The organism is Streptomyces sp. NPDC005393 (assembly GCF_040606675.1).
Classification (GTDB): Bacteria; Actinomycetota; Actinomycetes; order Streptomycetales; family Streptomycetaceae; genus Streptomyces.
The window spans coordinates 431054-444129 of sequence record NZ_JBEXFG010000001.1 but is presented as its reverse complement, the minus strand read 5'-3'; the positions used below and the strand labels follow the sequence as shown (position 1 = coordinate 444129).

Below are 13076 nucleotides of genomic sequence, written 5' to 3'. Positions count from 1 at the left end.
CCACGAGCCGGATGGGCGGGCGGGGCGCCCCCGCTAGCTGAGGCCCGCGCCGCGCGCCCGTTCCACCGCGGGGCCGATCGCCTCCGCCACCGCCTCGACATCGGCCTTCGTCGACGTATGGCCGAAGGAGAAGCGCAGGGTGCCGCGGGCCAGAGCGGGGTCGGTGCCGGTGGCCAGGACGACATGGCTGGGCTGGGCGATCCCGGCCGTACAGGCCGAGCCCGTCGAGCATTCGATGCCCTGCGCGTCCAGCAGCAGAAGCAGCGAATCGCCCTCGCAGCCGGGGAAGGAGAAGTGGGCGTTGGCGGGAAGGCGGCCCGCCGGGTCGGGGTCGCCGCCGAGGATCGCGTCGGGGACGGCCGTCAGGACGGCGGTGATCAGCGCGTCGCGCAGCACGCCGATCTCGCGCGCGAACTCCTCGCGGTGCGCGGCCGCGTACGCACCGGCGACCGCGAAGGCGGCGATGGCCGGGGCGTCGAGTGTGCCCGAGCGCACCTGGCGCTCCTGGCCGCCGCCGTGCAGAACGGGCACGGGGGTGTGCTCACGGCTCAGCAGCAGCGCGCCGATGCCGTAGGGGCCGCCTATCTTGTGGCCGCTGACCGTCATCGCGGCCAGCCCCGAGGCGGCGAAGTCGACCTCCAGCTGGCCGAACGCCTGGACCGCGTCCGCGTGCAGGGGTATGTCGAACTCCCCTGCCACCTTGGCGAGTTCACGCACCGGCTGCACCGTGCCGATCTCGTTGTTGGCCCACATGACGGTCGCGAGGGCGACATCCGAGGGGTCGCGGGCGATCGCTTCGCGCAGCGTGTCGGGGTGCACCCGCCCGTAGGCGTCGACGGGCAGCCATTCGACCCGCGCGCCCTCGTGCTCGGCGAGCCAGTCGACCGCGTCGAGGACGGCGTGGTGCTCGACGGGGCTGGCGAGCAGGCGGGTGCGGGCCGGGTCGGCGTCCCTGCGGGACCAGTAGAGCCCCTTGACGGCGAGGTTGTCGGCCTCGGTCCCGCCGGAGGTGAAGACGACCTCGCTCGGACGGGCGCCCAGCGAGGCGGCGAGGGACTCGCGCGACTCCTCGACGGTACGGCGGGCACGCCGGCCGGCGGCGTGCAGCGAGGAGGCGTTGCCGGTGACGGCGAGCTGGGCGGTCATCGCCTGCACCGCCTCCGGAAGCATCGGGGTGGTGGCGGCGTGGTCGAGATAAGCCATGGTGTGCTCGATTCTACGAGCCGTTGCGGGGGCGCGTACCGGGCGCGCGGACGCAGAGGCCGCGCGCCCCCGTTGGGGAACCTCTCGACAAGCTCGTAAGGAGTACCTGGCCTTTTGCTCATGACACCCGGCTGCCGGCGCCCGCGGCGGGCCGGGGGCTGAGGGCGGGCGCTGCCGGGGGTCAGCCCGGCATGCGGAGCAGCTTGGCGGCGAGCAGGCCGATGTGGCGGCGCCACGCGGCCGCCGCGGCGGAGCGCTCCTCGTCCGCCCCCTCCGGCCCGGTCTGGGTCAGGACGAGGCGTGCCCCGTGGCCGGTGCCCTGGGTCAGCTCCCAGCGGACCCGGCCGGCGGGGCGCCCACCCCGCTCCCAGTCGTAGGAGAGCACACGAGGGGCGTCGACCTCGCTGATCGCACCGGCCGGGACCGCGTCCGTCCGGAATCCGACGGGGACGGGCGCGCCCACGGCGAGCGTGGTGGCGTCGGTCTGCCCGGCCAGCGCCTGCCAGGCCGTCTCTTCGGGACGGACGAGCTGCCGCTCGAAGCGCAGCCGCCAGCCGCCGTCCTCGGCGGTCTCCACCGCCCCCTCGGCCAGCCCGAACTCCTCGACATACCGCTCGTGCAGTTCGGCCATGTCGACGGGGGCGGACTTCTCGCCGTCGAGCAGGGCCGCGAGGCCGCTGACGCAGACGTGCCAGCCGGAGGCGAAGCTCGCGGCACCGAAGCGGTCGCCGAAGGTGTGGGTGAGGGTGAGCACACAGCCGTCGCCGTCGGGGCGCAGCTCCCAGCGAAGGTGGTCCTCGCCCCAGGTGAAGGCGTAGACATGGGGCGGGTCGAGCTCGGTGACGACGCCGTCCATGTCCGGCCCCTCACGGCCGGGGAAGACGAAGCCCATCCTGCCGCCGACCGTGAGCTCCACCCGCACCTCGGAGGGGAACCAGTGCGCGAGCTGCGCGGGCTCGGTCAGCGCCTGCCAGACCTTCTTCGGGGGGTGGGCGATCCGGCGCTCGAGGGTCAGGGCGGAGCGGCCGCCGCCGGCCTGGCTGAGGGTGTCGTTCATGGCTCTTCTCCGTCGGTGGGATCCGGCATCGTGTCGAGGTGTCGTTCGAGCGCGTCGAGACGGTCGGTCCACAGCCGGCGATACGGCGCGAGCCATGCGTCGACCTCGGCGAGCGGCTCGGGACACAGCTCGTACCACCGCCGCTGGGCGTCCTGGCGGACCCGCACCAGACCGGCCTCGCGCAGCACCCGCAGATGTCTGGAGGTGCCCGGCTGGCTCAGCCCGAGCTGCTCGGTGAGCTCACCGACCAGGCGGGGACGGACCAGCAGGAGATCCAGGATCTGCCGTCGGCTCGGCTCCGCGAGCACGTCGAACGGTATGGTCATGCGTCGAAAATAACGCGACAGCTATATAACCACCAGGGAATACAAAAGCGCCTCAGACCTCTTCGGCCGCCGTGCTCCGCCGGTTCCACGCCCGTGGCGCCCGCCAGCCGAACCGCATCGCCAGCAGCCGGACGACAAACGCCGTGGTGGCCGCGAGGGCGCTGGCGGCCCCGGACAGGGCGTGGAAGTGGATCAGCAGCGCCGCTATCGACGCGCCGACGATGGCCGGGACGGCGTACAGGTCCCGGTCCCAGCGCATCAGCGAGGGCACCTCGTGGGCGAGGAGGTCGCGGAGCACCCCGCCGCCGACCGCCGTGGCCATGCCGAGGGTGACGGATGAGGTGAGACCGAGCCCGTGGTCATGGGCCTTCATGGTGCCCTCGACGCAGAAGAGGCCGAGCCCGGCCGCGTCGAAGACGCCGACGGCGGCCGTGATCCGCTCGACCTCGGGATGGAGAAAGAAGACGATCGCGGTGGCGACGAGCGGGGTGAAGAAGTACCCCAGATCCACGAAGGCGGCCGGCGGCACCGCGCCGATGACCAGGTCGCGGAAGACCCCGCCGCCCAGCGCGGTGACCTCCGCGAGCACCGCCATGCCGAAGACGTCGAAGTTCTTGCGCACGCCCAGCAGCGCCCCGGAGATCGCGAAGACGAAGATCCCGACGACTTCGAGCGCATGCTGGACGGACGGGGTGAACAGTTCGATGAGCACGCGACATTCTTACCTGCCGCTGATAGCGGCCGGATCGGCCGGCTCATGTCAGCTGTCGGTGTTCTTCGTTACCTTCTGTGCCGCCTCGGCCCCGGCCTTCTCCTGCGGCACCTGGTCGGGCGCGTTCTCCGGATGGTGGCAGGCCACCTGGTGCCCGGTCGCGAGCGCCACCAGGGGCGGCTCCTGCTGCTTGCACACCTCGGTCGCCTTCCAGCACCGGGTGTGGAAGCGGCAGCCGGACGGCGGCGAGATCGGCGAGGGGACATCGCCCTTGAGCAGGATCCGCTCACGCTTGGCGCGCCGCTTGGGGTCCGGCACCGGCACCGCGGACAGCAGCGCCTTGGTGTACGGGTGCATCGGGGACTCGTAGAGGTCCTTGCGGTCCGCGAGCTCGACGATCTTCCCGAGGTACATCACCGCGATCCGGTCCGAGACATGGCGGATGACCGACAGATCGTGCGCGATGATCACGTACGTCAGGCCCAGCTCGTCCTGGAGGTCGTCCAGCAGATTGACCACCTGCGCCTGGATGGACACATCCAGCGCCGAGACCGGCTCGTCGGCGACGACCAGCTTGGGGTTGAGGGCGAGCGCCCGCGCGATGCCGATGCGCTGGCGCTGGCCGCCGGAGAACTCGTGCGGATAGCGGTTGTAGTGCTCGGGGTTGAGGCCGACCAGCTCCAGCAGCCGCTGCACCTCCGCCTTGACGCCGCCCGCCGGCTCGACGCCCTGGAGCCGGAAGGGCGCGCCGACGATCGTGCCGACCGTGTGCCGGGGGTTCAGCGAGGAGTACGGGTCCTGGAAGATCATCTGGACCTCGCGGCGCATCGGCCGCATCGCGGCGGTGCCCAGGTGCGTGATGTCCTTGCCCTCGAACTCGATCTTCCCGGAGGTGGGTTCGAGCAGCCGGGTGACCAGCCGTCCCATGGTGGACTTGCCGCAGCCCGACTCCCCCACCACGCCCAGGGTCTCCCCCGGCCGTACGTCGAAGTCCAGGCCGTCGACCGCCTGCACCGCGCCGGCCTGGCGCTGCAACAGCCCCTTCTTGATCGGGAAGTGCTTGACCAGGCCCGACACCTTGAGCAGGGGCTCGGGCGTCGTGGTCGCCTGCTCCGGGACCGTCATCTTCGGATCCTTTGTGTCGGTCACAGCTTCGGCGCAATCTCTTCGGTCCAGATCCGCGTACGGTCCTCCTGCGCCATATGGCAGGCGGAGAAGTGCCCGTTGCCGCCGGACACCTCCCGCAGCTCCGGCCGCTCGGTGCGGGTGATGCCGTCCGCGGGCACGTCGGCGTACGGGCAGCGCGGGTGGAAGGCACAGCCGGACGGCACGTTGATCAGGCTGGGCGGGGAGCCCTTGACCGGGATGAGCCGCTCGGTCTGGTCGCGGTCGATGCGAGGCATCGAGCCGAGCAGCCCCCAGGTGTAGGGGTGCTGGGGCTCGTAGAAGACCTTCTCGGCCGGGCCGCGCTCGACGCAGCGCCCGCCGTACATCACCAGCAGATCGTCGGCGAGTTCGGCGACGACGCCCAGGTCGTGGGTGATGACGATGACCGCGGAGCCGAACTCCTTCTGCAGATCCCGGATGAGGTCGAGGATCTGTGCCTGGACGGTGACGTCGAGGGCGGTGGTCGGCTCGTCGGCGATCAGCAGCTCGGGGTTGTTGACCAGCGACATCGCGATCATCGCGCGCTGGCGCATTCCGCCGGAGAACTCGTGCGGATAGCCGTCCACCCGCTTGTCGGGCTGCGGGATGCCCACGCGGTCCAGGAGCTCGATCGCGCGCTTGCGGGCCACGTTCTTGGTGACGTCGTGGTGGACCCGGTACGCCTCGATGATCTGGCGGCCGATGGTGTAGTACGGGTGCAGCGCGGACAGCGGATCCTGGAAGATCATCGCCATCTCACGGCCGCGCAGCTTGCGCACCTCGTCCGGGTCGGCGCCCAGCAGCTCCTGGCCGTTCAGCCAGATCTCGCCGGAGATCCGGGCCTTGCGGCGGCCGTACTGACCGGCGGTGTGCAGCCCCATGATGCCGAGCGAGGTGACGGACTTTCCGGAGCCGGACTCGCCGACGATGCCGAGCGTCTTGCCCTTCTCCAGCCGGAAGCTGAGCCCGTCCACGGACTTGACCAGGCCGTCGTCGGTCGGGAAGTGGACGCGCAGGTCGCGCACCTCAAGGAAGGCGGTCGGGGCGGGCGAACCGGCCGCGGCCACCTCCCCGACGGCGGTTCCGGTGGCCGGCAGATCGCTGCCGCCGGTCTTGTTCAGGTCGGTCATCCGAGCCTCACTCGCGGGTCGATGACGGCGTACAGAAGGTCCACGACGAGGTTGGCGACGACGATGAACATGGCGGCGATCAGCGTGACGCCGAGGATCACCGGCAGGTCCTTCTCGTTGATCGCGTTCACCGCGAGCCGGCCGAGGCCCGGCAGGTTGTAGGTGGTCTCGGTGAGCACCGCGCCACCGAGCAGCGCGCCGAGGTCCAGGCCCAGCAGGGTGAGGATCGGCGTCCAGGTGGAGCGCATCGCGTGCCGGCCGATGACGACCCGTTCCCGCAGGCCCTTGGCGCGGGCCGTGCGGATGTAGTCCTCACCCATGATCTCCAGCATGGTGGCCCGGGTGAGGCGGGCGTACATCGCGGCGTAGAGGAAGGCGAGCGTGATCCACGGGAGGATCAGACTCTCGAACCACATGCCCGGATTGTCGCCGAGTGGCTGGTAGTCCACATTGACCCAGTCCAGCTGGTAGCTGAAGATCGCGAGCGACAGCAGACCGGTGAAGTAGATCGGCAGCGAGACACCGGCGAGGGCGATGGTCATCGCCGAGCGGTCCCACAGGCTGCCCCGGCGCAGCGCGGAGACGACACCGGTGGCGACGCCGCCGACGACCCACAGCACACAGGCGCCCGCGGCCAGCGAGAGGGTGACCGGCAGCGCCTCGGTCAGCTGCGGCCACACCGCCTGCTCGGAGCGGAAGGAGTAGCCGAAGCAGGGGGCGGGGCAGTGGGTGACATCCGGGCCGTTGGCATAGTCCCGGCCGACGAACAGCCCCTGAACGAAGTGCCAGAACTGCACCAGGAGGGGGTCAGCGAGGCCCAGCTTCTGGCGGACGCCCTCGATGGCCGCGGGGTCGGCCTGTTTGCCGACGAACAGGAGGGCGGGGTCGGAACCGGCCCACTTCGGGATCATGAAGAAGATGGCGAAGGTCGTCAGGGTGACGACCAACAGCATCATGACGACGGCGAACAAGCGCCGGATGACATAAGCAAGCACTGTGCGCGGCCCGGCGGTGGTCCGGGAGCCCCGGGGTAAGGGGCTCCCGGACCACCGCCCGCGGCCATCACCTGCCCTTCGGGCCTATCGGTGCGGCGAGGGTGGGGGTGTGTGACGACTCGTGTGACGAGACGTCACTTGACGACGCCCAGCTGGGAGTAGTCGTAACGGCCGTTGTAGGCCGCCGACGAGAAGGCGTTCGTCAGCCGCGAGCTGCGCCAGGTGAAGTTCTTCTCGTAGATGAACGGCATCTCCACGGCCAGGTCCGCGACCCGGTGGTTCATCTGCTGGTAGACCTCACCGGCCTTGGCCGGCTCCGTCTCCTTGAGCGCGTCGTCGAAGAACTTGTTGATCTTCGAGTCATTGATCTCGGAGACGTTGTAGTTACCGGTCTGCTGGATGAAGCGGCCGTCCACCAGCGGCTGCGAGAAGCCCTGGCCGGTCGGGAAGTCCGGGCCCCAGCCCGACATCGACAGGCCGTAGTTCCGCTTCTTCACCACGGACGGGGAACCGGTGATGCTCGCGGACTGCGCACCGTCGATCGGGTCGACCTGCAGCTTGATGCCGACCTTGCCCAGCGCCGCCTGCATCGCCTCGGCGGCGTCCGTCTCACCCGGCTGGTTGGAGCGGGCGCTGATGACGGTGGAGAAGCCGTTCGGCTTGCCGCACTGCTTCAGCTCGTCCTTGGCCTTGGCGACATCCGGCTTGCCGCCGCGCTTGAGGATGCCGTACGGGTCGTAGTCATCCGACCCCTTGATGCTCTTGGGGAGCATGTTGGTGGCGATGTCACCACCGGCCAGCGGGCCGCCGCGGATGGTCTGGATCGACTTGTAGTCGGTCGCGTAGAAGACCGCCTTGCGGCAGTGGATGTTGTCGAACGGCTTGACCTTGGTGGCCAGGTCGACATAGCGGACGAAGCTCGTGACGACGTTGTCAACGTTGCCCTTGTGCTGCTTGAGCGCCTCGGTACGACCGGCCTGGGTCATGCCCGTGCCGTTCATGTCGACGTCGTAGTCGCCCTTGATCAGCAGCTTGTCGATGGCCTCGAGGTTGGTGTTGACGGTGACCGTGATCTTGTCCGGCAGGGCCGGGCGGATCGGGTCGGACGCCTTCTTCCACTTGTCGTTGCGGACCAGCACCGCGCTCTTGCCCGACTTGTACGACTGGATCTTGTACGGGCCGGAGGAGAAGGGCCGGCTGGCGTACTTGGCGCCGGTGTCCTTGGACTGCTTCACCGGGGCGCCGGTCGGCATCGCGAGCATCTGCTCGAAGTCACCGTTCGGCTTGGCCAGGTGGAAGACGATGGTCTTGTCGTTGGGCGTCTCGATCGCCTTGAGGCCCAGCTTGTCCTTGGACTTGTCCTTGTACGGGCCCGGGTACTCGCTCTTGGGGTCGAGGACCTGGCGCAGATAGGCCGGACCGCCGGAGACGACGTCCTTGGCCCAGATGCGCTCGATGCCGTACTTGACGTCCTTGGAGGTGATCGGCGAGCCGTCCTCCCAGGCGACCCCGTCACGCAGGGTGTAGGTGTAGGTCTTGCCACCGTCGGTGATCTTGCCGTTGGCGGTGGCCAGGTCCGGGACCAGTTCGGCGCTCGCGTCACCCGGCCTCGGCGTGTAGGAGACCAGGCTGCGCGCGTAGAAGCGGGAGAAGTCCCAGGCGAAGCCGTAGTACTGGCGCTGCGGGTCGAGCGAGTCGAAGTCCTGCTTGCTGATGAACTTCAGCGTGCCGCCCTTCTTGGCGGACTTGTTGGCGGTGCCCTTCATCGCCGCGTTGTAGCCGGCGCCCTCGCTCTTGCTGTCGTCGCCACCGCCACCGCAGGCGGCGGTGGACATGAGGGCGACGACGACCGCCACTCCGGCGATCTGCCTTCTCCTCGACGAATGTAGGGGTTTCATTGTTCCTGCAACCTCCGGAGTAGCGGTTCGTGGCATGGCGCCGGGGAACCATCAGGGAGCCGCCTGACAGTTGTGGCAGGGGCACGTTCGGATAGATGCGGCGCGGTCGTGGCCGCCGGGGTCACCGTCAACGGACCCCCTTGGGGTCGAGCGCGTCGCGGACACCGTCGCCGAAGAGGTTGAAGGCCAGCACCGTGATGAAGATCGCCGCACCGGGGATGATCATGAACATCGGATCGTCCTCGTAGGTGCCCACCGCCTTGGAGAGCATCTGCCCCCAGGAGGCGGTCGGCGGCTTCACGCCCGCCCCGAGGAAGCTGAGCGCTGCCTCGGTGAGGATGTTGGTGGGGATCATCAACGTCGCGTAGACGGTGATCGGCGCCACCAGGTTCGGCAGCAGCTCACGGAAGAGGATGTAGCGCCGGCCGGCGCCCAGGCTCCGCGCGGCCTCGACATACTCCTTCTCGCGCAGCGAGAGCGTCTGACCTCGCACGATACGTCCGACGTATGGCCATCCGAAGAAGCCGATGACGGAGACCAGCACCAGGATGCGGACGCCGCTTCCGGTCAGCCCCAGCAGATCGTTGGGGAGCACCGAGACCAGGGCGATGATGAAGAGCAGCTGCGGGAAGGCCAGCAGCATGTCCATGACCCGGCTGACCACCGTGTCGACCCAGCCGCCGAAGTACCCGGCGATGACGCCGAAGACGGTGCCGAGGACGACGGCGACCACGGCGGCGAGGAACGCCACCAGCAGGGAGATCCGTGCGCCGTAAATGACCCGGCTGAAGACATCGCGACCGTTCTTCGGCTCGACGCCGAAGAGGAAGTCGGAGCCGATACCGCCCATGGACCCCTTCGGGGTGCCGAACAGCGGGTCGATCTCCTCCTGGTGGAACTCGTTGGGCGGATGACCGAGCAGATTCACGATCAGCGGCGCGAAGATCGCCACCAGGACCAGGAGGACGACAACGATGCCACCGGCCAGCGCGAGCTTGTCGCGCTTCAGGCGCATCCAGGCGATCTGCCGCAGCGACCTGCCTTGGACCGACGCCTTGACTGCGTTCGCCGCTACATCGGCAGTCGCGACCGGATCCGCGTCGGTGGTCGTGCCGTGCAATGGTGCCGACATCGTGGTGAAGACTCCTCATCTCGACCGGTGGTGACCGGCCCACGACTCGCCGCTGTGGCGGCTTCGTTCACTCCATGGGTGAAAGTCGCGCTCGTGGTACGGAACCCCTCTGGAAGGGGGTCGTACACAGGAACCGGCACCCCTTGGAGCGGGAGTCTTCATCGCGTTTGTGATCACCCGCCAGTGCTCCCGGGCAATGGATGCTTAACCGTGATGTGAGGACGGGTGTTCCGTTATACGGACAGTCGCGACACGAGAACGCAGCAGTAACATGCGCCCCGAGGGGACGGTTTCAGCCGCTTCGCGGTGGATCAGTACGCGTGGCGCGGCGGCGGATAGCCGTAGCCGTAGGACGGCGGCGCGGCGGGGGCGGTGCCGTAGGCGTCGCGGTCGAAGAACGGGCGGGCGCCGGCCCGCATCCACATCGCGACCGGGTCGTACTCGTCCGAGAGCGCGACCGTGGAGACCGGCAGCCCGTCCGGGACCGCGGCGATCGACTGCTCCATCATCACCCGCACGGACTGCACGGCCGGCCCGCTGGTGTCGTACAGATCCAGACCGATGGCCAGGTACGGGGCGCCCAGCGCGGGCTGCACCCAGGCGCGCCGCAAGGAGCGCACCACGGCGGTGCGGTGCGCGTTCTGCCCCAACAGGGCGTAGAACTGGGGGATGTCGATGGCGGGCTCGGTCAGCTTCAGCGGTCCGGCGGGCAGCCGGTCCAGACCGCCGGCGATCCGGCGCAGGTCGAGCCAGGGGATGCCCACCCCGCCGCCGGGCGCGTGCGGGTTGAGCCACAGGCCGTAGCGGTCGCGGTAGAGCGAGGCGGCGATCCGGCGTCCGTCCACCACCTCGTGCGCACGATTCCAGCCACTCGCGGCGAGTTCCTGGGCGGAGGTCACACACGGGGCGTAACCAAGGCCGCCCACGTCCATGTTTCCGTACTGGGCGTCGGACGAGCCGGGCGCACCGTGCCACAGCAGCATCCAGACCTCGCCCTCGGCGAGGGCGTGCAGCAGCGCCTCGTAGGCGTCGTACCGGCCGGGAGCGACCTGCTGCAGCATCCGCTCCACCTGACCGGCCGCAGCCCCCCAATCCGCGCCCGCGCTCACCTGGGTCCGCCCCTCTCTCGGCCTTGCCCACACCTCACCGAGGCGCGTCGTCACGCCCCGCCTGGTCATCAAACCAGCTTACGGGCCCCCGCAGCGGGCCCTGGGGTGAGTCAGAGGTCACGGTCGTAGAACGGCCGCACGCGCTCGAGCATCCAGTCCGCGACCGGGTCCTGGGCGACGTCCAGCAGAACGAGCTGCACCGGCCACGGCAACGGCACCGAGCCGAGCGCGCGGCCCAGCGCTTCCACCGCGAAGGCCTGGCCGTCCGGGCCGGGCGCATCGAGCTCGACGCCGACGAAGAGCGCGGGCGCGTCGCCCTCGACGCTGGCCAGGGCGCGCCGGGCGGTCCGCACCCCGGTCTCCTTGGCGAACTCGATCCCGGCGGCGGCCAGGAAGTCGACCGGCTCGTCCTGCCAGTCGGGCTCGAAGAGCCGCACCCGGCCGCCGGTGGCCGATCCGTCGAGTTCCGTACGCCCGGCGCGGCACAGCCGCGCGACAGCGGGGGGCGGAAGCGGTACGCCAACCGCACCACCGGGGTTCACCGCGATGCCGAGTTTGGGCGGCAGGCCGCGGGCGAACTCGACGGCCGGGGCGATGGTGAACGGCATATGGGCGCCGACGACTTGCAGAAACTGCTGCTGGGAGCTGAACACCGGAACATACGCGGCGCCGTCGATCTCCATGGTGGGCAGATCGAGGCTCGGGCTGTCGGGGCCCCCGCCGTTCGGCAGCGGAACCCAGATATGGCTGCGGGCAAGCGTCTCGACGATGCGCGCCCCGGCCCCCGGGACCTCGACCGAGGCGGCGAGCACCTCTTCGAGCTCATTGCCCGGGAACGCGGGATAAGCGCTGTCGGGGAATCCACCGTGAGCCGATGTCATACCGGGCTGCTCCGGGAAACTCATGTTCGTCCAACCACCATCTCGTCCGGCCTTCACCAGCACCTTAACGCCCTTTGTCAGGGCTCGGTTCGCCTCCGGGGCGCTCGAGCCACTGTCGACAGTCGACCGTGCTCGGCCCCCCTTTTTTTCAGGGCTCGGTTCGCCTCCGGGGCGCTCAAGCCACTGTCGACGGTCGACCGTGCTCGGCCACTCGTTCCTCGCGGCCTCCGCGCGCTCTCCCTTTCGACAGCGGCGCGCCCCTTCGGCTCACTCGCCACGGAGCCGGGGGCACCCCACAACGATGGGAGCCCTCCCGGCCTGCGCTCGCTCTCTCCTTCGACACCGGCGCGCCCCACCGGCTCGCCCCCAGCCGGAGGTCCGACCCGAGGCTCGACACCGGCGCGCCCCAATCGGCTCGCCCCCAGCTACCGCTGGGAGGTGCCCCCACGAGGCTCCACGGCGGCGCGCCCCTTTGGCGTAGCGCCCAATTTGGCGTAGCACCCACGTCACTCGAAGGAGATACCACGCAACGCGTTCGCGGTCGACCGGTCCAGCAGCACCGCGGAGGCGCAGCCCTCGGGCGGCCGACCGGCCTCCACCCGCGAGACCAGCCGGCGCACCGCGCGCCGATGCCGTCCGAAGGCGTAGCCCGAGACGCCGCGGCCCCGTGCGGCCTGCCCCTGAAGCGCCACCGCCGGCTCCACGTCCAGCAGCACCATATGGAGCCGGCGGCCGCTGCGCCGCGCGTCCCGTGCCAGCCAGCGGCGGACCCACGCCAGCGAGCCGCAGTCGTGCACGACCACGCTCGCGCCCGAGCGCAGCGCACGGCGCAGGCCCGCGTAGTGCGCGCACCGGACCAGCGGGCGGTACAGCGCGTACGGCAGCCAGCGGGGCAGCCGGCCCTCCCATGACGCGCGGGTGTCCTGTGAGTCGACTCGTATGACGGCGGCGCCGCCGTGGTCCAGGACCGGCACCGCCCGGTTGATCAGAGTGGTCTTGCCGCTGCCCGGCAGCCCGGAGGCGACCAGCACATCCCGCGCCGGGTAGCGCAGCTCGCGCGGTCCCGCGGCGGCGCGCAGGTCGTGCACGGCGGCTCTGCGCCCCGGCCGGAGCGTGTCGGCGGCCGGCGCCTCACCCCGCCGCGCGGGCAGGGGTCCATGGGTCGTCGCATATGTTCCCTGCCCCTGCACCGTGATCGTCCTCCCAGGTCGGTCACTGCGGCTCGTACCCGAAGAGTGTCAAGAAAAGGTAATGTCCATCAAGGCGCTCGCTCGCGGTCCTGGTCACATTGCGGGGCTTCCCTTCTCGCCCATACGTGCGATGATGTGCGCGCAACTCCATACCGGCCGCTTGAATCCGCGCGGGAGAGTCCTTGGTCACCGGCAGCCGTGCCGGGCGTCCGGGGCGCCGAAGGAGCAAGTCCTCCCTTGAATCTCTCAGGCCCGAATACCGCGCGGGCGAGGCAGATCTGAAAAGCGAGCCGCTGG

12 protein-coding genes and 1 riboswitch are annotated in these 13076 nt (G+C 70.0%); all 12 genes read right to left on the bottom strand.

Translation table 11 applies throughout. The features are described from left to right. Positions 1 to 33: 33 nt before the first annotated feature. Positions 34 to 1203, bottom strand: a complete 1170-nt coding sequence (locus tag ABZS71_RS02200) for a cysteine desulfurase family protein (RefSeq protein WP_356206749.1) — start codon at positions 1201 to 1203, stop codon at positions 34 to 36. Positions 1204 to 1384: 181 nt separating this feature from the next. Beyond that, positions 1385 to 2260 (bottom strand): SRPBCC family protein, encoded by an 876-nt coding sequence (locus tag ABZS71_RS02195; protein WP_356206747.1) that lies wholly within the window; start codon positions 2258 to 2260, stop codon positions 1385 to 1387. Further along, entirely contained in the window at positions 2257 to 2586 is a 330-nt protein-coding gene (locus ABZS71_RS02190; RefSeq protein WP_355847707.1) for a metalloregulator ArsR/SmtB family transcription factor, read from the bottom strand. The genes ABZS71_RS02195 and ABZS71_RS02190 overlap by 4 nt, the downstream gene beginning before the upstream one ends. A gap of 52 nt (positions 2587 to 2638) precedes the next feature. Continuing rightward, complete coding sequence (locus tag ABZS71_RS02185) at positions 2639 to 3298, bottom strand: trimeric intracellular cation channel family protein (protein WP_355847704.1); 660 nt, start codon at positions 3296 to 3298, stop codon at positions 2639 to 2641. Positions 3299 to 3346: 48 nt separating this feature from the next. After that, positions 3347 to 4423: a dipeptide ABC transporter ATP-binding protein gene (locus ABZS71_RS02180; protein ID WP_356206744.1), complete on the bottom strand. Its 1077-nt coding sequence runs from the start codon at positions 4421 to 4423 to the stop codon at positions 3347 to 3349. Between the two features lie 20 nt (positions 4424 to 4443). Next, entirely contained in the window at positions 4444 to 5574 is a 1131-nt protein-coding gene (locus tag ABZS71_RS02175; protein ID WP_355847698.1) for an ABC transporter ATP-binding protein, read from the bottom strand. Next, on the bottom strand, positions 5571 to 6569 hold the full coding sequence (locus tag ABZS71_RS02170; RefSeq protein ID WP_356206741.1) for an ABC transporter permease: 999 nt from the start codon (positions 6567 to 6569) through the stop codon (positions 5571 to 5573). The genes ABZS71_RS02175 and ABZS71_RS02170 overlap by 4 nt, the downstream gene beginning before the upstream one ends. A gap of 134 nt (positions 6570 to 6703) precedes the next feature. Further along, positions 6704 to 8467 carry an ABC transporter substrate-binding protein gene (locus tag ABZS71_RS02165; protein ID WP_356206738.1) on the bottom strand — a complete coding sequence of 588 codons (1764 nt, stop codon included), beginning with the start codon at positions 8465 to 8467 and terminating at the stop codon, positions 6704 to 6706. Between the two features lie 127 nt (positions 8468 to 8594). Next, the gene (locus ABZS71_RS02160; protein WP_356206736.1) at positions 8595 to 9599 is read right to left on the bottom strand and encodes an ABC transporter permease; all 1005 of its coding nucleotides are present in this window, start codon (positions 9597 to 9599) and stop codon (positions 8595 to 8597) included. 311 nt (positions 9600 to 9910) lie between these two features. Continuing rightward, a complete protein-coding gene (locus ABZS71_RS02155) occupies positions 9911 to 10660 on the bottom strand; it encodes an enhanced serine sensitivity protein SseB C-terminal domain-containing protein (RefSeq protein ID WP_355847686.1) in 750 nt (249 codons plus the stop codon). A 158-nt stretch (positions 10661 to 10818) separates the two neighbouring features. Then, positions 10819 to 11589 carry an enhanced serine sensitivity protein SseB gene (locus tag ABZS71_RS02150; RefSeq protein WP_356206872.1) on the bottom strand — a complete coding sequence of 257 codons (771 nt, stop codon included), beginning with the start codon at positions 11587 to 11589 and terminating at the stop codon, positions 10819 to 10821. A 506-nt stretch (positions 11590 to 12095) separates the two neighbouring features. Continuing rightward, positions 12096 to 12779: an AAA family ATPase gene (locus ABZS71_RS02145; protein WP_356206734.1), complete on the bottom strand. Its 684-nt coding sequence runs from the start codon at positions 12777 to 12779 to the stop codon at positions 12096 to 12098. Positions 12780 to 12940: 161 nt separating this feature from the next. After that, positions 12941 to 13051: riboswitch (glycine riboswitch) on the top strand. The last annotated feature ends 25 nt before the right edge of the window (positions 13052 to 13076 follow it).